Here is a 20,264-nt window from a genome sequence, read left to right on the forward strand (position 1 = left end):
ATCGTTATCCCGACCACTTCAGACAAAGGCAGTTGAGATGAAAATCACCAGCGTTCGGCCGTGGCTGATCAAGTCCGATGCTTCTTATTGGGGAGAGTTTCTGTTCGTCGAAGTGACGACCGATGAGGGGGTGAGCGGCTGGGGAGAAATCACCACCACGACTAGGCTCGCCAATCGCGCCCTCTGCACGATCCTGCGGCAGATCGGTGCTGCTGTGACAGGCGAGGATCCGGCGCGTATCGAGTATCTGTGGCACAAGATATTCCGCAGTTTCACCTACATGGGCAGTCGCGGCGCCGCAGTCGAATGCGTGAGCGCCATCGACATAGCCCTCTGGGACATCCGGGGCAAAGTCCTGGGTAAACCGATTTACGAGCTGTTGGGCGGGCCGGTACGCGATGAGATTACGCTCTACACCCATCCCAACCAGGCCAAATTTACCAGCAATGAGGCTGTGGTCCGCGAAATCCGAGACATCGTCGAATCCGGCCACACGGCGCTCAAGTTCGATCCTTTCCCTCACCAGGGGCGCACGGCCGATGGACTGCCGCGCGAACAGCGAGACGGCTACCTCGATGGCAGCATGACCCGCAAGGATGAGCGCGAAGCCGCCGAACTGACGGCCCTCATCCGCGAAACGGCGGGGCCCGATGTCGACATCCTCATCGATGCGCATGGCCGGTTCGACGTTCCCACCGCCATTCGCCTTTGCCGGAGCCTTGAGGAAGCTGGTCAGATCGACTGGTTCGAAGAGCCTTGTCCACCGGAGAGCCTCAACGCGCTGAGGCAGGTTCGTGAGAAGGTCAGCGCCGCTATCTCGTGGGGCGAGCGCGGCCACACGAAGTGGGATTTCGTGCCGGTGCTCGAAAACAGGCTCGCCGACTACATCATGCCTGATGTCACCTGGACCGGCGGCATTACCGAACTCAAGAAGATTTCTGCGCTCTGTGAAGCCTACTATATCCCGGTCTCGCCGCATGATGCCGCAGGCCCGATCAACGTGGTTGCGGGAGCGCAGGTGATGATGACCGTTCCCAATTTCTACAAACTCGAAACGTCGGAATGGAACCTGGGCAAATACGATCACCTCATCGACAGACCGCTCGATGTTTCGAACGGCAGCCTCAAGCTTACGCCCAAGCCTGGTCTCGGCGTCGAAATGAACCGCGACTACCTTCAAAACCACGAGATAGAGCTGGACTAGCAACGCTCTCCGCCGTCCCAACTCGCGCGGCAGCGAGCCCGCCCGACCAAAACGAGGATAAATCATGCCAGAGGCAGATGGAGCCGACGAGGCGCTCAATCGGGTGAACACGCATTCCAAACCGTCCGACCTTCGCATCACCGACATGCGGGTCGCCGAAATCGTCGGCGCGCCGTTCACCTCGGTGCTGCTGAAGATTTACACCAACCAAGGCATCGTCGGGCTTGGCGAGGTGCGCGACGGCGCCAGCGCCACCTACGCGCTGATGCTGAAGAGCCGGTTGCTTGGCGAGAACCCATGCAACATCGACCGACTGTTTCGCCGGATCAAGCAGTTCGGCGGACACGGCCGGCAAGGCGGCGGCGTATCGGCGATTGAAATCGCGTTGTGGGATCTTGCCGGCAAGGCATATGGCGTCCCGGTCTATCAGATGCTCGGCGGCCGTTTTCGGGAGAAAGTGCGCGTCTACTGCGATACCGACGCCGCCGTACCGAGCGGCACCGAGACTGGTAAGCGCCTCAAGCAGCGCATGGAGTTCGGCTTCACCTTTCTCAAGATGGATTTGGGATTGATGCAGATCGCGGATGTGCCCGGGGCGGTCGTGTTTCCTGCCGGCTCATTGGAAGGATACCGCGATCCTCCCAATCGCGGGCCGCTGAAAACTATTGAAGAGCGGCGCGTCCGCAATGCTGCCTACGATTTGCATAACGTCCAGCACCCGTTTACCGGCCTTCACTTTTCCGACAAGGGCCTCGACCTGCTGGAACAATACATCGCCGAGGTTCGCGAGGTCATCGGCATGGATGTGCCGCTCGCGATCGACCATATCGGCCATATCTCGATGCAGAACGGCATTCGCCTTGCCAGGCGAATTGAAAAATACGTGCCGGCCTGGCTCGAGGATGTGATCCCATGGCAGTATACCGAGCAATACCGACAACTGCAGGACGCCACCACGGTGCCGATCTGCACCGGCGAGGACATCTACCTCAAGGAGGGCTTCGAGCCTCTTCTCAAGAGCGGCGGCGTCTCCGTTATCCACCCGGACCTGCTCACCAGCGGGGGCATCCTCGAGACCAAGAAAATCGGCGATATGGCGCAGGACCGCGGCGTCGCCATGGCCATCCATATGGCGGAAAGTCCGATCGCGGCAATGGCCGCGGCACATGTCGCGACCGCGACCGAAAATTTCATGGCGCTCGAATACCATTCCGCCGATGTCGACTGGTGGGACGATATCGTCACCGGCCTTCCGAAGCCGCTGGTGCAAAACGGCTTCATCACAGTTCCGGACAAACCGGGCCTCGGGATTGACGACGTCGTCGACGAGGTGATCTCGCAGCATCTGCAGCCGGGTGTCGCCGCCATATGGCAGCCTACCGACCACTGGGACGATGAGTATTCCTGGGACCGCACCTGGAGCTGAGGCGAAAGGGAACCGAAGATGAAGATCACCGATCTCCGCTGTGCCGTCATCGGCAAACACCCGATCGTCCGCATCGTCACGGACGAGGGCCTCTACGGCTTGGGCGAAGTCGAATTCACCAAGTCCTATCTGAAGCCCTGGGTGCTGCATTTTCGCGACGCGCTGATCGGCGAGGACCCGACCGACGTCGAGCGAGTCATGCTGAAGATCCGCCAACGCGGCTCCTTCAAGCCCTATGGCGCGGCGGTGAGCGCGATTGAGCATGCGCTGTGGGATATTGCCGGCAAGGCCGCCGGTGTGCCCGTCTACAAACTGCTCGGCGGCAAGGTGCGGGACAAGGTGCGCGTCTATAACGGCTCTGTTCGCCGGAAACGCACAGGCGACCGGCCGGAGGATTACGCCGCCGACGTCAAGTGGATGATGGAGCAGCCGCAGAACTTCTTCATGATCAAGCAAGGAATCTCGTTCCACTCCAACATGAAGGACACCATCGAAGATTTCCACTACGGCGTAACGCAGAAGAAGGCCGGCTATCACGGCGCCATGGATCAGGGCGTGATCAGCGAGCGCGGTTTCAATCACATGCTCGATTGCGTGATCGCCATGAAGGAAGTGCTCGGCGACAAAGTCAGCCTGGCGCTCGACTGCGGTCCCGGCTGGATGCTGCCCGACGCGATCAAATTCGCCCGCGCGGTCGAAAAGTACAATTTGATGTGGCTCGAGGACATGCTGACTGGCGACTACGTGCCGTGGGTCAATCCGCAGGCCTATCGGGAACTGACAACCTCCACCTCGACGCCCATCCACACTGGTGAGCAGATCTATCTGCGGCACAATTTCAAGGAACTGATCGAGACGCAGGCGGTACGCGTCATCGGCCCCGATCCAGCCGATATTGGTGGCATTGCCGAGCTCAAATGGGTCGCCGAGCACGCCTATATGCACTCGATCCTGATGGCACCGCACGGCACTGCCAACGGCCTGCTGGGCCTCGGCGCGCTGATCAATGTCTGCGCCACGTTGCCGGCAAATTACGTCGCGTTCGAGTACCCGAGCGCCTCCGACCCCTGGTGGGAGGATCTGGTAATCGGATTGCCGCCGCAAATCGTGAAGGACAGCATGGTGGACCTCCTGGAAGCGCCGGGGCTGGGCCTCGACATCGACGCTGAAGGGGCCAGGAAATATCTGAGCGAAGAGGATGCGGGCTTTTTCGACTGAACCTCCCTGCGCCTGTCGCGGCCAGCTTGTCCGGCGGCAGGCAATAGAACCAAAACAGCCGCCTGCCTCGCGGCAAGCGGCTGTATGCTTTGTTACGATTATCTAATGCATGTCGCCCGGAAGCAGCGGTTGCGGGATAACGACATGCATCAAAACAAAGAGCTAAAGCGCGTCGCATGAATCAAGTTTGATGCGACGCGCTTTAAGATTACATATGGATCGGCTTGAAGAAGGTCGCGAGTGCGGCTTCCTTCACCGCTTCCGACATCGTCGGATGCGCATGGCAGGTGCGGCCGAGATCTTCCGAAGAGCCGCCGAACTCCATCAGCACGGTGATCTCGTGGATCATCTCGCCGGCACCGAAGCCGACGATATGGCCGCCGAGCACCCGGTCGGTTTCCTTATCGGCGAGGATCTTGACGAAACCGTCGGTCGCCAGCATCGCGCGCGCACGGCCGTTCGCGGTGAACGGGAACTTGCCGACCTTATAGGCGATACCCGCCGCTTTCAGCTCTTCCTCGGTCTTGCCGACCGAGGCGATCTCCGGCTGGGTGTAAACGACGCTCGGAATGACGTCATAATTGACGTGGCCATGCTGGCCGGCGAGGATTTCGGCCAGCGCCACGCCTTCGTCTTCCGCCTTGTGCGCCAGCATCGGGCCCTTGACCACGTCGCCGATCGCATAGATGCCGGCGACGTTGGTCTTGAAGTGGCCGTCGATCTCGACGCGGCCGCGATTGTCGAGCGCAACACCAGCCTCCTCAAGACCGAGCCCCGCCGTATAGGGCTTGCGGCCGGTGGCGATCAGCACGACTTCGGCATCGAGCGTCACCTTGTCGCCGCCTTTGACCGGCTCGAACGTGACCTTGGCGCCCTTGTCACCCTTTTCGACGCCGGTGACCTTGGCGCCGAGGTGGAAATCGATGCCCTGCTTGGCGAGCATGCGCTGGAACTGCTTGGAGACTTCGCCGTCCATGCCGCCGAGGATGGTGTCGAGAAATTCGACGACCGTGACCTTGGCGCCGAGGCGCGACCAGACCGAGCCGAGCTCGAGCCCGATGACGCCGCCGCCGACGACGATCAGCGTTTCCGGCACCTTCTCCAGCGCAATGCCGCCGGTGGAGGAGATGATGGTCTTTTCATCGATCTCGACCTGCACGCCGGGGATGCCGGCGACGTCGGAGCCCGTGGCGATGACGATGTTCTTGCCTTCGATCTCCTGCATCGTGCCGTCTTCGGCGGTGATGGCGACCTTGCCGGCCGAGACGATCTTGCCGCTGCCCTGGAAAGCATCGATCTTGTTCTTCTTGAAGAGGAAGGCGACGCCGTCGACATTCGACTTCACCGTGGCGTCCTTGTGAGCCATCATATTGCCGAGATTGAGCGTCGGCGCCGCAATGTCGATGCCGAGCGCGCTCATGCCGTGGCCGGCCTGATGGAACATTTCGGAGGCATGCAGCAGCGCCTTCGACGGAATGCAGCCGACGTTCAGGCAGGTGCCGCCATAGGTCGCGCGCTTTTCGACGACGGCGACCTTGAGGCCGAGCTGGGCTGCCTTGACGGCGCAGACATAGCCGCCCGGGCCGGTTCCGATAATGATCACATCGTAAGACATTGCTTCTTTCCCTTTGGATTTTTCAATTAGTCGGCCGCGCGCGACAGCGCGAGGCGGAAGCCGAAGCCGACGAGCGCCGCTCCGGTAACGCGGTTGAACCATTTGCCGCTGGCGATGAAGCGGTCACGGATCGCCTTGACCGTGAAGAAATAGGAGACACCGGCAAACCAGGCGACCAGCGCCGTCGCCATGCCGATGCCGTAGGAGAACTGGATCAGCGCCGGCGTGTCGTGATGCACCAGCGTCGAAAACAGCGACAGGAAGAACAGCACCGGCTTCGGGTTCAGTGCATTGGTGATGAAACCCATGCCGAGGCATTTCAGCATCGAGACCGGCTTGCGGTCCTCGGCCGTCACTTCGATCTCCTGCACCTTGAAGCCCGGCTCGCGGAACGACTTGATGCCGAGATAGACCAGATAGGCGACACCCGCCCATTTGATCATCGCAAACAGCATCAGCGATTTCGACACGATCAGGCCGAGGCCGAGGATGGTGTAGCTGATATGGAAGAGCAGCGAGAAGCCCATGCCGAGCCCGGTCATAACAGCGGCGCGGCGCCCATGCACGATGCTCTGGCGCAGGATGACGGCGAAATCGGCCCCCGGCACGACGATGAAGATCGAGAAAACCGCCATCAGGCCGAGAAATTCGAGAATATACTGCATGCTGTTTTATGCCCTGTCTTCTAGCGGCCGCCGCTCACATTGAGGATCGCGCCGGTTATATAGGAAGCCGAAGGGGAAAGAAGATAGAGGATCGCATCCGCCACCTCCTCGGCCGTGCCGGCCCGCTGCATCGGGACCGACGGCGCCATCTCGCGCGCCCGGTCCGGCAGCCCGCCCGAAGCATGGAGGTCGGTTTCGATGATGCCGGGCCTGACCGCATTCACGCGAATGCCCTCGGCAGCGAGCTCGCGCGAAAGCCCGACGGTGAACGTGTCGATCGCCGCCTTCGAGGCGGCATAATCGACATATTGCGTCGCCGCGCCGAGGATCGCCGCCATCGACGAGACGTTGACGATCGCCCCGCCCCGTCCGCCGTGCCGGCTCGACATCCGGCGTATGGCCGCTGCGGCGCAGAGCATCGAGCCGGTCACATTGACGCGCAGCATGCGCTCGATCCGCTCTGCCGACATCTCATCGATCCGCTGAGGATAGTCGACGATGCCGGCATTGTTGACGAGACCGTCCAGCCGGCCGAAATGGCCGTCGACCGCCGCAAACATCGCAGCGATATCCGCAGCCTTGCCGACATCGCCCTCGATCGCCACCGCCTCGCCGCCATTCTCGACGATCGACGCCACGACCACATCTGCGGCCTTGCGGTTGGACGCGTAATTCACCGCGACACGCCAGCCCTGGCGCGCAGCGAGACGGCAGACAGCGGCGCCAATGCCCCGGCTCCCACCGGTCACCAGAACAACAGGGGTATCGCTCATGTCGCACACTCCTTGAATGTCAGCACATCCCAGGGCGCCACCGACGCCTTGCCCTCGCCCCAGGCGCTGGATTCCCGGATGGCAGGGCCAAGGCCGGGCAGCACCAGCCTTTCGGCCGCCGCGGCCCCTTCCGGCTGCAGATTGTCCATCTCCCCCTTGGCATCCACGCCATAGACGGCGCCCTGCCAGACCGTGCAGGCATCGAGATCGGCGCCGGTCGCATCACCCTCGGGGCAATTGAACATCAGAATGCCGATGGCGCGCACCGGATCTTCGGATGGCATGACATAGCCTTCCATCACGACCGGCGTCTTGAGGGCATGGACTTTGAACTGGTTGCTGGCGGCAGCCGAGGCGGAATTCAGCGGTGCAAAGCGCAATTCATAGGCGCCATCGCGATCGACATAAACGGCCCGCTCCTGCTTGCATTCCGCCCCGAGCAAGGACACCGGAACGGCGCAAAACGCAGCGGCGGCGACTGTAGCCACGCCTTTCCGCCTCGCCGTGATCCCGACACTCCCGCTCATTGCAGCTTCGGTTCCTTCCGCCCGTCGGCATTCTCGACCACGTTGAAATCCGTCAGCAGCACCAGCGCCCGGCCATCCCGGTCGAGCCCCCAGAAAACCGGATAGAAACCGTCGCCCCAGCCGCTCCAGAACACCGCGACACTGCCCTTCTTGCCGGTAATCGGCCGGTGCAACGCATAACGGCCCTTGTTGGCATCAAGGTCCGCAGCCAGCACATCGTCGTAATAATTGACATCGGCGTCAGGTTTTTGCGCCTGCGCCTGCGCTTCACGCTCTCCGATCAGCTCAAGCGTATCGGCATCCATGTAACAGCCGAGGCCGGCATCGACCGGGTAGCCGAAAATCTCGCCGTCCTTCAGCGTCGCGACGTCCTGGCCGGGCAGGACGGCAAGCTCCCAATGATCAAGCTTGCCCTCGGCAAACCGCATGCTGGCGGCAGCGATGCGCCCGAAGGCCTGGTAGAGCGTCACCGGATATTCGCCCGGCGCAACCGTTCTTGCGAGCGCCGGACGATCGGGCTGGGCGAGCGGATCGGCCGCGACGATGCGCCCGGAGGTCAGCTCGACATTGCCCATATGGATCACGCCTATCGACCGTCCGGAAAGTTCGGCGTCGCTGAGCGCCACCAGCTCGAAATTGCTGCTTGCCTTGCCGATATCCAAGCCGGCCGCCGCCGCGGAGACCGGGACATGCGCGGCGGCAGCGCAGAGAAGAAGGCGCGCCGCTCGCATGATCCGGTTCCGCATCGAAAGCGCTCCCTTAGAGATCGAGAACCAGACGTTCCGGATCTTCCAGGCTCTCCTTGACGCGCACGAGGAAGGTGACCGCTTCCTTGCCGTCAACGATGCGGTGATCGTAGGACAGCGCCAGATACATCATCGGACGGATGACCACCTGGCCGCCGATCGCCACCGGCCGCTCCTGGATCTTGTGCATGCCGAGAATGCCGGACTGCGGCGCGTTGAGGATCGGCGACGACATCAGCGAGCCGTAAACGCCGCCATTGGTAATGGTGAAGGTGCCGCCCTGCATGTCGGCCATCGAGAGCGAGCCGTCACGGGCTGCCTTGGCAAGACGGCCGAGTTCCTTCTCGACTTCGGCGATCGACATCTGGTCGGCATCGCGGATGACGGGAACGACGAGACCCTTGTCGGTGCCGACGGCCATGCCGACATGGCAGTAGTTCTTGTAGATGACGTCGGTGCCGTCGATCTCGGCATTAACCGCCGGCAGTTCCTTCAGCGCATGCGTGACGGCCTTGGTGAAGAAGCCCATGAAGCCGAGCTTGACCCCGTGCTTCTTCTCGAAAATGTCCTTGTACTTGTTGCGCAGATCCATGACCGCCTTCATGTCCACCTCGTTATAGGTGGTGAGCATGGCGGCGGTGTTCTGCGCGTCCTTCAGGCGCTTGGCGATCGTCTGGCGCAGGCGCGTCATCTTCACGCGCTCTTCACGCGAGGCATCCTCGACCGTCGACGGGCCGCGTGCAGCGGCAGGAGCGGCGGCGGGTGCTGCAGCCGGAGCGGAAATGCCCTTGGCGACGGCAGCGATAACATCACCCTTCAGCACCTGGCCGCGCTTGCCGCTGCCGTCGACCTGATCGGCCGAAAGGTTGCTTTCGGCAAGCATCTTCGAAGCCGCCGGTGCCGGCGGCATGGTGGAGACGGAGGCGCTCGACGCCGATGCGGCAGCAGCGGCAACCGGCGCCGGCTGAGCGGGAGCAGCAGCGGCCGGCTGGGCAGGCGCGGCGGCCGGTGCAGCAGCAGCCGGTGCGGCCGCAGCGACCGCACCTTCGGCGATCTGGCCGAGCAGTGCGCCGAGGCCGACGGTCTCGCCGGCGGCGACAACGATTTCCGAAAGCGTGCCGGAAGCGGGTGCCGGAACTTCGATGGTCACCTTGTCGGTTTCAAGCTCGAGAATCGGCTCGTCGGCCTTGATGGCGTCGCCGACCTTCTTGAACCAGGTGCCGACGGTTGCCTCGCTGACGGATTCACCGAGAGTTGGAACGCGGATTTCTGTGGCCATTGTTCAGATCCTGATTTCGTGTGTGTTCGTTTTAAGCGTTTCAGACGGCGGGCGGCCGCAAGATGATCGAGGGCATCGGCAGGATATCGAAACGGAAACCGAAACCGGAAGCAATGACCGGGTCGCCGTCGGCAAGAGCCTGCGCCGCCGCCTGATCCTCGACTTCGACGATTGCCATGCCGAAGGCGCCTTCACCCTCGAAGACGGGGCCGACGACGATCGCCGATCCCGCAAGCGCGTGCCGGTGCCAGTATTCGACATGGCGCTTCATCGCCGCGATTTCCTCTCCGGTCCCGTCATGCGGGAAAGTGGGGCGCGGCGGCAGCAGTCTCAGAAAGAAATAAGCCATTTGCGCCCCCCTTGTATTAGCCGCCCAATGCATCCTCGAGGAATGCGGCGAGCTGCGACAGATGCTTGGACATCAGGCCTGTCGCCGGCGAGGCGGCGGCCGGACGGCCGGTGTAGCGGACGCGCTGGTACTTTGCGTCGATGTGGGCGAGCACCCATTCGAGGAAGGGATCGATGAACGACCATGCGCCCATGTTCTTCGGCTCTTCCTGGCACCAGACCATCTCCGCATTGCGGAAGCGCGACAGCTCGTTGATCAGCGCCTTTGCCGGGAACGGATAGAGCTGCTCGACACGCAGGAGATAGATGTCGTCGATGCCGCGCTTTTCACGCTCTTCGAGAAGGTCGTAATAGACCTTGCCGGAGCACATGACGACACGGCGGATCTTGTTGTCCTTCTGCAGCTTGATCGGGCCGTCCTTGATCACCTCGGCATCGTCCCAGAGCAAGCGATGGAAGGCGGATTCACCGGCCATTTCGGCAAGCGTCGAGACCGCCCGCTTGTGGCGCAGCAGCGACTTCGGCGTCATCAGGATCAGCGGCTTGCGGAAGTCGCGCTTCAGCTGGCGGCGCAGGATGTGGAAGTAGTTCGCCGGCGTCGTGACGTTGGCGACCTGCATGTTGTCCTCAGCGCAAAGCTGCAGGAAACGCTCGAGGCGGGCCGAAGAGTGTTCCGGACCCTGGCCCTCATAGCCATGCGGCAGCAGGCAGACGAGGCCCGACATGCGCAGCCACTTGCGCTCGCCCGACGAGATGAACTGGTCGAAGACGACCTGCGCGCCGTTGGCGAAATCGCCGAACTGCGCTTCCCAGAGCGTCAGCGCATTCGGGCGGGCCAGCGAATAGCCATATTCGAAACCGAGCACGGCCTCTTCCGAAAGCATCGAATTGATGACTTCGTAGCGACCCTGCGTCGGCGAAAGATTGGCGAGCGGAATGTAGCGTTCCTCGGTTTCCTGATCGTAGAGAACCGAGTGGCGCTGCGAGAAGGTGCCGCGTTCGCAATCCTGGCCGGACAGGCGGATCTTGCTGCCTTCGACGCAGAGCGCGCCGAAGGAGAGCGCTTCGGCCATCGCCCAGTCGATGCCCTCGCCGGTGGCGATCATATTGGCGCGGTTTTCCATGAAGCGCTGGATCGTGCGGTGCGCATTGAAGCCCGCCGGGATCTCGGACAGCTTGCGGCCGATTTCCTTCAGCGTCTTCATCGGCACGGCGGTCTTGCCGCGGCGCTGCTCGTCGGCATTGTCAGCGGCGCGCAGGCCCGACCACTCACCATCAAGCCAGTCGGCCTTATTGGGCTTATAGTGCTGGCCGGCCTCGAACTCCTGTTCGAGATGAGCGCGCCAGTCGGCCTTCATCTTCTCGACTTCGCCTTCGGTCAGCAGGCCCTCGGCGACGAGGCGCGCCGCATAGAGCTGCAGCACGGTCTTGTGGCCGCGGATCACCTTGTACATCTTCGGCTGCGTGAAAGACGGCTCATCGCCTTCATTGTGGCCGTAGCGGCGGTAGCAGAACAGGTCGACCACGACGGGCTTATGGAACTTCATGCGGAATTCGGTCGCGACCTTGGCCGCATAGACCACCGCTTCCGGATCGTCGCCGTTGACGTGGAAGATCGGCGCCTCGATCATCTTGGCGACGTCGGACGGATAGGGCGACGAACGCGAGAAGGCCGGGTTCGTGGTGAAGCCTATCTGGTTGTTGATGATGACGTGCATGGTGCCGGCGACGCGGTGGCCGCGCAGGCCGGACAGGCCGAGGATTTCGGCAATGACACCCTGGCCGGCAAAAGCTGCGTCGCCATGGATCAGCAGCGGCAGAACCTTGGCGCGTTCGGAAAGCGGGATGATGTCGCCGTCCCAGACGGTAGCGCTCATATCCTGCTTGGCGCGAACCTTGCCCATGACGACCGGATCGACGATTTCCAGATGCGAGGGGTTTGCCGTCAGCGAGACATGCACCTTGTTGCCGTCGAATTCGCGGTCGGAAGAGGCGCCGAGATGGTACTTGACGTCGCCCGAACCTTCGACTTCGTCGGGTGCGTAGGAGCCGCCCTTGAACTCGTGGAAGATCGCCCGGTGCGGCTTGCCCATGACCTGGGACAACACGTTGAGGCGGCCGCGATGGGCCATGCCGAACACGGCTTCCTTGAGGCCGAGGTGGCCGCCGCGCTTGAGGATCTGCTCCAAAGCCGGGATCAGCGACTCGCCGCCGTCGAGGCCGAAGCGCTTGGTACCCTTGAACTTGACGTCGAGGAACTGTTCGTAGCCTTCAGCTTCGACCAGCTTGGCGAGGATCGCCTTCTTGCCTTCGGCCGAGAAGGCAACACCCTTGTCCGGGCCTTCGATGCGCTCCTGGATCCAGGCCTTCTCTTCCGGATTGGAGATGTGCATGAATTCGACGCCGAGCGTCGAGCAATAGGTGCGCTCGAGGATATCGATCATCTCGCGGATGGTCGCGTATTCCAGGCCGAGCACGTTGTCGATGAAGATCCTGCGGTCGTAATCGGCTGAGGTGAAGCCGTAATTCTCCGGCGACAGCTCGCGATAGTCGTCGACCGAAGCGGCGATGCCGAGAGGGTCGAGCTTGGCATGCAGGTGGCCGCGCATGCGGTAAGCGCGGATCATCATGATGGCGCGGACGGAATCGCGCGTCGCCTGCAGAACGTCGGCGCCGTCGGCGGGCTTGCCCTGCGCTTCGGCCTTGGCCTTCACCTTGGTTTCGATGACCTTCTCGACGATGCCCCAATCGCCATCGAGAGCCGACACCAGGTCGCCGCCAGCCTGAAGCGGCCAGTTCTTCTTGCGCCAGGAAGCGCCCTTGGCCGCCCTCTTCACATCGCTGGGATCTTCCTCCAGCGCCTTGAAGAAGGTGCGCCACTGATCGTCGACCGATGCCGGGTCCTCTTCGTACCGCGCATGAAGCTGCTCGATATAGGCAGCGTTGGCGCCATCCAGAAACGAGGTGATCTGAAACTGCTCATTGGCTTCTTGCCGTGCCATGGTGATATGCGGACGCTTCCGTCCGCCTCCTGACTTTGATGAATTTGCCGGCTCGATCGCCGGCTGCCGCATTCCGATCGCCGCCTGTCCGCGGCGCATCTGCATGTCTCGTGCCGTCAAGACCGGGCGGAAGCGCAGATGCCGTCCTCCGCCCGGGTATTAAGTTGGTTTAGCCCTTGAGGACTTCAACCAGCGTCTTGCCGAGGCGGGCCGGAGACGGCGACACCTTGATGCCTGCCGATTCCATCGCCGCGATCTTCGATTCCGCGTCGCCCTTGCCGCCGGAGACCACAGCACCGGCATGGCCCATGGTGCGGCCCTTCGGTGCGGTGCGGCCGGCGATGAAGCCGGCCATCGGCTTCTTGCGGCCCTTCTTGGCCTCGTCCTTGAGGAACTGCGCGGCGTCTTCTTCTGCGGAGCCGCCGATTTCGCCGATCATGATGATGGAGGTCGTGGCTTCGTCGGCCAGGAACATTTCCAGCACGTCGATAAACTCGGTGCCCTTGACCGGGTCGCCGCCGATGCCGACGGCCGTCGTCTGGCCGAGGCCTTCGTTGGAGGTCTGGAAGACGGCTTCATAGGTCAGCGTGCCCGAGCGGGACACGATGCCGACCGAACCCTTGCGGAAGATCGAGCCCGGCATGATGCCGATTTTGCATTCTTCCGGCGTCAGGATGCCCGGGCAATTGGGGCCGAGCAGCCGCGACTTGGAGCGGTCGAGGCGAGCCTTGACGCGCACCATGTCCATGACCGGGATGCCTTCGGTGATGCAGGTGATGAACGGGATCTCGGCATCGATAGCCTCGATGATCGCGTCGGCGGCACCGGCCGGCGGAACATAGATGACGGTCGCGTCGGCGCCGGTCTTTTCCTTGCCCTCGGCAACGGTCGCGAAGATCGGCAGGCTTTCGCCCTTTCCGCCGGACCAGGTTTCGCCGCCCTTCTTCGGGTGGATACCGCCGACCATCTGCGTGCCGTAGTAGGCGAGCGCCTGTTCGGTGTGAAACGTGCCGGTCTTGCCGGTCAGACCCTGCACGAGGATCTTGGTGTCTTTATTGACGAGAATAGACATGCGAGGCCTTTGTCTAGGAGAGGTTGGAAGACGTGGGGGACGAACGACGATAGATGCCGCTGACGACCTCCTGCCAAGTATCGCTGCCTGCAGGCGAAAAGCTGACGCCCATCCGGTAGCAGTCTTCATTTTCAAATGCGAATACGGTGCGCTGTCTGCCGCGCGGCGAAGTCTTCATCAGCACGAGTTCATTGCCGGGCCACTCGCCGGAAGCCGGCGAAGGCGGCGCAAAACCCGCGGTGTCGAATTGGTAGAGCTTGTAGGCCTGGTCTGAGACATCGAAGCCGAAAACATTTCGGGCCTCGAACGAAACAGCACCATCGCGCGTCTGGCGGTAGCGCTGCTCGATGAAGAATCCACCGAACAGCGTCTCGCCGGAAAGCTCGGCGCTGGCCCTGCCTTCGCTCGTCCACGCCGACGCCGCGACATGCTCTTCCCCTTCCCAGGTGCCGGCGAAGGCATTGAGGCGGAGATGAGCAGCAGATGGCGTCGACTGGAAGGCCATGATCGCTCTCAGCCGTTGATCGCCGCGACGATCTTCTTGGCCGCATCGTCCAAGTCGTCAGCCGCCGTAATCGCCAGACCCGACTCGTTCAGGATCTTCTTGCCGAGCTCGACATTGGTGCCTTCAAGGCGCACGACCAGCGGAACCTTGAGGCCGACTTCCTTGACCGCGGCAATGACGCCCTCGGCGATGACATCGCACTTCATGATGCCGCCGAAGATGTTGACGAGAATGCCTTCGACCTTGGGGTCTGCAGTGATGATCTTGAAAGCCGCAGCAACCTTCTCCTTGCCGGCGCCGCCGCCGACGTCGCAGAAGTTGGCCGGCTCCTTGCCGTAAAGCTTGATGATATCCATCGTCGCCATGGCAAGGCCCGCGCCGTTGACCATGCAGCCGATATTGCCGTCGAGCGCGACATAAGCGAGGTCCCACTTCGAGGCCTCGATTTCCTTGGCGTCTTCTTCGGTTTCGTCGCGCAGCGTCTTGACGTCGTCGTGACGGAAGAGCGCATTGCCGTCGAAGGACATCTTCGCGTCGAGAACCCGCAGATGACCATCCTTCATGACGATCAGCGGATTGACCTCGAGCAGCGCCATGTCTTTCTCGTTGAAGGCCTTGTAGAGCGCCGGGAAGAGCGACTTCGCATCTTCGGCGGCCGCACCGTCGAGCTGCAGAGCCTTGGAAATCGCAGTAACGTCGGCAGCCGTCACGCCAGCTTCCGGATCGATGGCAATCGTCTGGATCTTCTCCGGCGTGTCATGGGCGACAGCCTCGATGTCCATGCCGCCCTCGGTGGAAACCACGAAAGCCACGCGGCCGACCGAACGGTCGACCAGCAGCGAGCAATAGAGCTCGCGAGCGATGTCGGCGCCGTCTTCGATATAGAGGCGGTTGACCTGCTTGCCGGCGTCGCCGGTCTGCGCCGTCACCAGCGTATGCCCGAGCATTTCCTTGGCATGGGCAACCACTTCGTCGATCGACTTGGCGAGACGCACGCCACCCTTGGCCTCCGGCGACAGTTCCTTGAACTTGCCCTTGCCGCGGCCGCCGGCGTGGATCTGGCTCTTGACCACGTAAAGCGGGCCGGGAAGCGACTTGGCGGCAGCCTCAGCCTCTTCGACCTTAAGAATAGCCACACCCTCGGCGACTGGCGCGCCATAGCCCTTCAGCAGAGCCTTGGCTTGATATTCATGAATGTTCATGGGTCTATCCCTGTTTGGATTACGTCAGCGCCAATTACTTGAGGGCAGGCGCGATATTGATGCAGGCTTCGCAGAGACCGGCGACGGCGCCGACGGACTTGTCGAAGGCTTCCTTCTCGGTCTTGTTGAGATCGATCTCGATGATGCGCTCAACGCCGCCGGCGCCGATGACGGTGGGAACGCCGACATACATGTCCTTGACGCCGTACTGGCCGCTCAGGTGAGCCGCGCAGGGCAGAACGCGCTTCTTGTCCTTGAGGTAGGATTCGGCCATCTCGATCGCCGAGGCGGCCGGCGCGTAATAGGCCGAGCCGGTCTTCAGCAGGCCGACGATTTCGGCGCCGCCGTCACGGGTGCGCTGGATGATCTCTTCGAGGCGTTCCTTGGTGACCCAGCCCATCGTGACGAGGTCGGTGAGCGGAATGCCGCCGACCGTCGAGTAGCGGGCGAGCGGCACCATCGTGTCGCCGTGGCCGCCGAGCACGAAGGCGGTGACGTCCTGGACGGAGACGTTGAATTCCTTGGCGAGGAACAGACGGAAGCGCGAGGAGTCGAGAACGCCGGCCATGCCGACGACTTTGTTGGCCGGAAGGCCGGAAAACTTCTGCAGCGCCCAGACCATGGCGTCGAGCGGGTTGGTGATGCAGATTACGAAAGCGTTCGGGGCGTATTTTTTGATGCCGGCGCCGACCTGCTCCATGACCTTGAGATTGATGCCGAGAAGATCGTCGCGGCTCATGCCCGGCTTGCGGGCAACGCCGGCGGTGACGATGCAGACGTCAGCGCCTTCGATCGCGGAATAGTCGCTGGCGCCCGTCAGATTGACGTCGAAGCCTTCGACCGGCGAGGACTGAGAGATATCGAGACCCTTACCCTGAGGAATGCCGTCCGCAATGTCGAAGAGGACAATGTCGCCCAGTTCCTTCAGGCCGGCGAGGTGCGCCAGCGTGCCACCAATCATGCCAGAACCAATGAGTGCGATCTTGTTACGCGCCATTTCGCTGTTTCCTTTGCCATCAAATTCGGTGAACGACGCGTCAAGGCACCGCCCAATGACGCAATCGCATAGACCGAAAGCCCAAAAATGGCAATCCATTAATTTTGATGCAGCAATTTCAATCGTTTAGATACAAAAATTCTTACGTAAACGTAAGATATTATGTCACCAAATTGTTATTCGGCGGCGCGCTTCTCGTGGTGCAGCGCAAGATATTCGGCACTGCGCATCTCAAATAGCCGTGATGCCGTGCGGTCGAATTCAAACCCCTCCGTGCCCCGACGGTGCAGCAATAGTTCCTCCGGCATGGCCGCCGCGGAAATGTAGAGCCGCACGGCATGGTCGTAGAACGTATCGACCATAATGATGAAGCGTTTGATCTGGTTCCGTTTTTCCGGCCCGAGCAAGGGAACGTGATCGAGAAAGACCGTGTCGAAGCGCTCGGCGATCGCCAGAAAGTCGACCGCCCCGAGCGGCCTGTCGCACAGATCGATGAAGGAAAACCGCGCCATGCGCTCGGCGGCGAGCGGCACGTGGATGTGGCGCCCCTTCATCGGAATATCCAGCGGCTGCGCCTTGCGCCCGTGCAGCGCCTGCGTCCAGGACGCATCCATCGCCATGTCGTTATGATCGTTGATCGGCACCAGATAGACCGGCTGGCTGCTCAGCTTCTCCATCCGGTAATCGGTCGGCGAATCCAGGGTGACGACGTCGACGTGCTGCTTGAGAAGGGCGACGAAGGGCAGGAAGAGGCCGCGGTTGAGGCCATCCGGGTACAGATTGTCGGGCTCAACATTCGAGGTCGCGACCAGCACGCATCCGCGCGCGAAAAGCTCGGAGAACAGCCGCGACAGGATCATCGCATCGGCGATATCGGTGACCGTGAATTCGTCGAAGCAGAGCAGCTCCGCTTCCTCGTAGAGGGCGGCGGCAACCGGCGGCATCGGGTCGGCCTGCTTCGTCTCGCCGTTCTTGAGCTTCAGCCGATGCGTTGCGATGCGGTTATGCACATCCGCCATGAATTCGTGGAAATGCGCCCGCCGCTTCTTTTTGCAGGGCGCCATCGAGAAGAACATGTCCATCAGCATGGTCTTGCCGCGTCCGACGCTGCCGTGGATATACAGTCCCTTGATGCCGGCGGCGGATTTCTTCTTGGCGGCAAACAGCCAGCCAAGCGCGCTCGATTTTGCCGCTGGCCGTTGCTGCTTCAGCCCGGCAAGCACCCGATCCAGGCTTTTGGCCACATCCATCTGGGCGGCATCGACCTGCAGCGCACCGGAAAGTGTCAGCGATTTAAGCTGTTCGCAGACGCTGAGCGCATAATCTGGCATTGGCTGCATGAGGGCATATCCGCCTGTCAGTCATCGGCGGGGCCGCCGGATCGTTACCGCGCCGGTATTTGTTACCGCGCCGGTATTTGTTACCGGCTGAGGCTGATCTGCTGGCCCGTGCTGGTCTGGCCCTCGAAGCGGTTGTCGGCCGTCTTGTAGACGCTGCCGAGCTGGTTGCCCGAACGGTCCTTGAGCAGCACCTGCTTGCCGGCAACCTCCCAGGATCCCATCGCCGTCAGCTCGCCGACACAGCCGCGCGTGCCGCCGCGCGAACCACTGCCGAGATTGGTGAGCGTCAGGAACATGTCGCAGCTGCCATTGACACGCCAGCTTCCGACCATCGATTCCTTGGTGACATCGAGCGCATTCGCAGCCATTGCGCCGGACTGCGCGCCCGGCATCGGTGCCGTCGATGCCGGCGCCGCCGGGAATTGCGAATTGTTGACCGGCGGAAGCTGCCCACCCTGAACCGAGGGAACCGGCTGCGCCGTCAACGGCGCCGGCCCGGCATTCGGGCTGGAGTTGTAATCATATGCCGTACGCTGACAACCGGCTAGAGCGAGAGCCACCACCAGACCTGTCATCGCATATCGCAACTGCATCATCATACTCCTGATTTCGGCTAGCGCCGCAGAGAAACGGGCGTGAGACAAGTCCGATTATCGTAACTCGCTTTGGTTAATCAAGTCGGACGGCATAAATTGCCCGTGACAACAACTAACCGAAAAACGATACAGTTCAACTGTCCCGCTGCAAAACTTCCTGCACATAGAATTTGTCAGCAAGGTGTTGCGCGTGCTGATCTCTATCCGGATCCCGGTCGAACTCCCGCAATATCTCGGAATAACGCTCGAACGAGCTCTTCAGAAAGGATTGCACCAGCATCGGCGGCAGCCCCTCCCCCATTTCGCGCGTCTGTTTCTTGACATGCACGAGATCGAGTATCGCCGTTCGAAGGTCAGGAGCGATCGAGATCGCCTCGAGACATTCCAGCATATTCATCGGTGGCAGCACGCGAAACGAACGCTGGCGCATCCATTCGAGCGCGATGGCCGGACGCACGGCATAAAGAAACTTCTTCAGCTTAATCGCCCCCTCGCCCTGGCTCTGAAAATGCTGCCGCATGAGCCCGACATAATGAGCAGCGACCTTTTCCGGCACCATGATGAGATCGAGCAGCGCGGCGAGACGCGAGCGAAAACCCGATTCCTCTTCATAAGCGATCGGCGATTTCAGCCATTCGACCACCACCGCGTTTCCCTTGAGCGCAAGCAGCAGCGCCTTTCGCAGATCCCAGCCGCCGGTATCGATATCGCCGATGATCGGAAATTCGATGACATCGCGCACGGAAGCAAGGGCGAGGTGGTGCTCGACGGGACGGATATAGACGAAGCGGCAGTCATAATCGCTGTCGGGCGACGGAAATCCCCAGGCGCGGCTGCCGCTTTCGATCGCAAAACCGATACGGATACCCTGCTCGCGCACCGAGGCGAGCCGTGACCTGATCTCTCTGACGGCTTCGGGATCGAAGCCGTCTATTCCGCCATTGGCATGCATACGTTGATCAGACCCGGCGCTCGACCATCATCTTCTTGATTTCGGCGATCGCCTTGGCCGGGTTGAGACCCTTCGGGCAGGTCTGCGCGCAATTCATGATCGTGTGGCAGCGATACAGGCGGAACGGATCCTCGAGGTTGTCGAGACGTTCGCCGGTGGCCTCGTCTCTGGAGTCGATCAGCCAGCGATAGGCCTGCAGCAGAACGGCCGGACCGAGATAGCGGTCGCCGTTCCACCAATAGCTCGGACAGGAGGTCGAGCAGCAGGCGCAGAGGATGCATTCATAAAGACCGTCGAGCTTCTGCCGGTCCTCATGGCTCTGCTTCCATTCCTTGGCGGGCGCCGGCGATACCGTCTTCAGCCAGGGCTCGATCGAACGATGCTGGGCGTAGAAGTTGGTGAGGTCAGGCACCAGATCCTTGACGACAGGCAAATGCGGCAGCGGATAGATCTTCACCGCGCCGGTGATATCGTCGAGGCCCTTGGTGCAGGCAAGCGTGTTCGTACCGTCGATATTCATCGCGCAGGAGCCGCAGATGCCCTCGCGACAGGACCGGCGCAGCGTCAGCGTCGGGTCGATCTTGTTCTTGATGTACAGCAGGCCGTCGAGCACCATCGGGCCACAATCGTCGACATCGATGTAGAAGGTATCGATCGACGGGTTCTGCCCGTCATCCGGGCTCCAGCGGTATACGCGGAATTCGCGGGTGTTTGTCGCACCCGCCGGCTTCGGCCAGACCTTGCCTTCGCGCATCTGAGAATTCTTGGGGAGAGCGAGTTCAACCATATCCGGTTCC

Annotated in this window: 19 protein-coding genes; 3 read left to right on the forward strand and 16 right to left on the reverse strand. The window is 61.7% G+C overall.

Translation table 11 applies throughout. The annotated features are described in order from the left end of the window. Positions 1 to 37: 37 nt before the first annotated feature. The 3 genes from K6N12_RS09080 (at position 38) to K6N12_RS09090 (ending at position 3,848) form a co-directional block, all read left to right on the forward strand. Positions 38 to 1,204: a mandelate racemase/muconate lactonizing enzyme family protein gene (locus K6N12_RS09080; RefSeq protein ID WP_097624901.1), complete on the forward strand. Its 1,167-nt coding sequence runs from the start codon at positions 38 to 40 to the stop codon at positions 1,202 to 1,204. A 64-nt stretch (positions 1,205 to 1,268) separates the two neighbouring features. Further along, on the forward strand, positions 1,269 to 2,630 hold the full coding sequence (locus tag K6N12_RS09085; RefSeq protein ID WP_097624902.1) for a mandelate racemase/muconate lactonizing enzyme family protein: 1,362 nt from the start codon (positions 1,269 to 1,271) through the stop codon (positions 2,628 to 2,630). Between the two features lie 18 nt (positions 2,631 to 2,648). After that, complete coding sequence (locus K6N12_RS09090) at positions 2,649 to 3,848, forward strand: mandelate racemase/muconate lactonizing enzyme family protein (protein WP_097624903.1); 1,200 nt, start codon at positions 2,649 to 2,651, stop codon at positions 3,846 to 3,848. A 208-nt stretch (positions 3,849 to 4,056) separates the two neighbouring features. Here the strand turns inward: K6N12_RS09090 and lpdA are convergent, their stop codons facing one another. The 16 genes from lpdA to K6N12_RS09170 form a co-directional block, all read right to left on the reverse strand. Then, the gene (lpdA, locus tag K6N12_RS09095) at positions 4,057 to 5,463 is read right to left on the reverse strand and encodes a dihydrolipoyl dehydrogenase (protein ID WP_097624904.1); all 1,407 of its coding nucleotides are present in this window, start codon (positions 5,461 to 5,463) and stop codon (positions 4,057 to 4,059) included. A gap of 26 nt (positions 5,464 to 5,489) precedes the next feature. Further along, positions 5,490 to 6,128, reverse strand: coding sequence for a LysE family transporter (locus K6N12_RS09100; RefSeq protein ID WP_097624905.1), 639 nt, complete (start codon positions 6,126 to 6,128; stop codon positions 5,490 to 5,492). A gap of 20 nt (positions 6,129 to 6,148) precedes the next feature. Continuing rightward, entirely contained in the window at positions 6,149 to 6,901 is a 753-nt protein-coding gene (locus K6N12_RS09105) for an SDR family oxidoreductase (RefSeq protein WP_097624906.1), read from the reverse strand. Then, positions 6,898 to 7,428: a hypothetical protein gene (locus K6N12_RS09110; RefSeq protein ID WP_097624907.1), complete on the reverse strand. Its 531-nt coding sequence runs from the start codon at positions 7,426 to 7,428 to the stop codon at positions 6,898 to 6,900. The genes K6N12_RS09105 and K6N12_RS09110 overlap by 4 nt, the downstream gene beginning before the upstream one ends. Then, a complete protein-coding gene (locus K6N12_RS09115; RefSeq protein ID WP_131710918.1) occupies positions 7,425 to 8,174 on the reverse strand; it encodes a DUF4241 domain-containing protein in 750 nt (249 codons plus the stop codon). The genes K6N12_RS09110 and K6N12_RS09115 overlap by 4 nt, the downstream gene beginning before the upstream one ends. A gap of 13 nt (positions 8,175 to 8,187) precedes the next feature. After that, positions 8,188 to 9,453, reverse strand: a complete 1,266-nt coding sequence (gene odhB / locus K6N12_RS09120) for a 2-oxoglutarate dehydrogenase complex dihydrolipoyllysine-residue succinyltransferase (RefSeq protein ID WP_097624909.1) — start codon at positions 9,451 to 9,453, stop codon at positions 8,188 to 8,190. Between the two features lie 40 nt (positions 9,454 to 9,493). Continuing rightward, the gene (locus K6N12_RS09125; protein ID WP_097624910.1) at positions 9,494 to 9,802 is read right to left on the reverse strand and encodes a YciI family protein; all 309 of its coding nucleotides are present in this window, start codon (positions 9,800 to 9,802) and stop codon (positions 9,494 to 9,496) included. 16 nt (positions 9,803 to 9,818) lie between these two features. Next, a complete protein-coding gene (locus K6N12_RS09130; protein WP_097625140.1) occupies positions 9,819 to 12,803 on the reverse strand; it encodes a 2-oxoglutarate dehydrogenase E1 component in 2,985 nt (994 codons plus the stop codon). 169 nt (positions 12,804 to 12,972) lie between these two features. Then, a complete protein-coding gene (sucD, locus tag K6N12_RS09135; RefSeq protein WP_097624911.1) occupies positions 12,973 to 13,875 on the reverse strand; it encodes a succinate--CoA ligase subunit alpha in 903 nt (300 codons plus the stop codon). A gap of 13 nt (positions 13,876 to 13,888) precedes the next feature. Further along, the gene (locus K6N12_RS09140) at positions 13,889 to 14,380 is read right to left on the reverse strand and encodes a DUF1579 family protein (protein ID WP_097624912.1); all 492 of its coding nucleotides are present in this window, start codon (positions 14,378 to 14,380) and stop codon (positions 13,889 to 13,891) included. An 8-nt stretch (positions 14,381 to 14,388) separates the two neighbouring features. Next, positions 14,389 to 15,582, reverse strand: coding sequence for an ADP-forming succinate--CoA ligase subunit beta (sucC, locus tag K6N12_RS09145; RefSeq protein WP_097624913.1), 1,194 nt, complete (start codon positions 15,580 to 15,582; stop codon positions 14,389 to 14,391). Positions 15,583 to 15,616: 34 nt separating this feature from the next. Further along, on the reverse strand, positions 15,617 to 16,579 hold the full coding sequence (gene mdh, locus K6N12_RS09150) for a malate dehydrogenase (protein ID WP_003543522.1): 963 nt from the start codon (positions 16,577 to 16,579) through the stop codon (positions 15,617 to 15,619). Between the two features lie 176 nt (positions 16,580 to 16,755). Beyond that, the gene (zapE, locus tag K6N12_RS09155) at positions 16,756 to 17,919 is read right to left on the reverse strand and encodes a cell division protein ZapE (protein ID WP_097624914.1); all 1,164 of its coding nucleotides are present in this window, start codon (positions 17,917 to 17,919) and stop codon (positions 16,756 to 16,758) included. An 80-nt stretch (positions 17,920 to 17,999) separates the two neighbouring features. After that, on the reverse strand, positions 18,000 to 18,512 hold the full coding sequence (locus K6N12_RS09160; RefSeq protein ID WP_012559213.1) for a protease inhibitor Inh/omp19 family protein: 513 nt from the start codon (positions 18,510 to 18,512) through the stop codon (positions 18,000 to 18,002). 136 nt (positions 18,513 to 18,648) lie between these two features. Then, the gene (locus K6N12_RS09165; protein WP_097624915.1) at positions 18,649 to 19,467 is read right to left on the reverse strand and encodes a nucleotidyltransferase domain-containing protein; all 819 of its coding nucleotides are present in this window, start codon (positions 19,465 to 19,467) and stop codon (positions 18,649 to 18,651) included. A gap of 7 nt (positions 19,468 to 19,474) precedes the next feature. Then, positions 19,475 to 20,254: a succinate dehydrogenase iron-sulfur subunit gene (locus K6N12_RS09170; RefSeq protein ID WP_049733450.1), complete on the reverse strand. Its 780-nt coding sequence runs from the start codon at positions 20,252 to 20,254 to the stop codon at positions 19,475 to 19,477. Between the last annotated feature and the right edge of the window lie 10 nt (positions 20,255 to 20,264).

Origin of the sequence: Rhizobium redzepovicii (assembly GCF_019793435.1) — a bacterium.
GTDB lineage: Bacteria > Pseudomonadota > Alphaproteobacteria > Rhizobiales > Rhizobiaceae > Rhizobium > Rhizobium redzepovicii.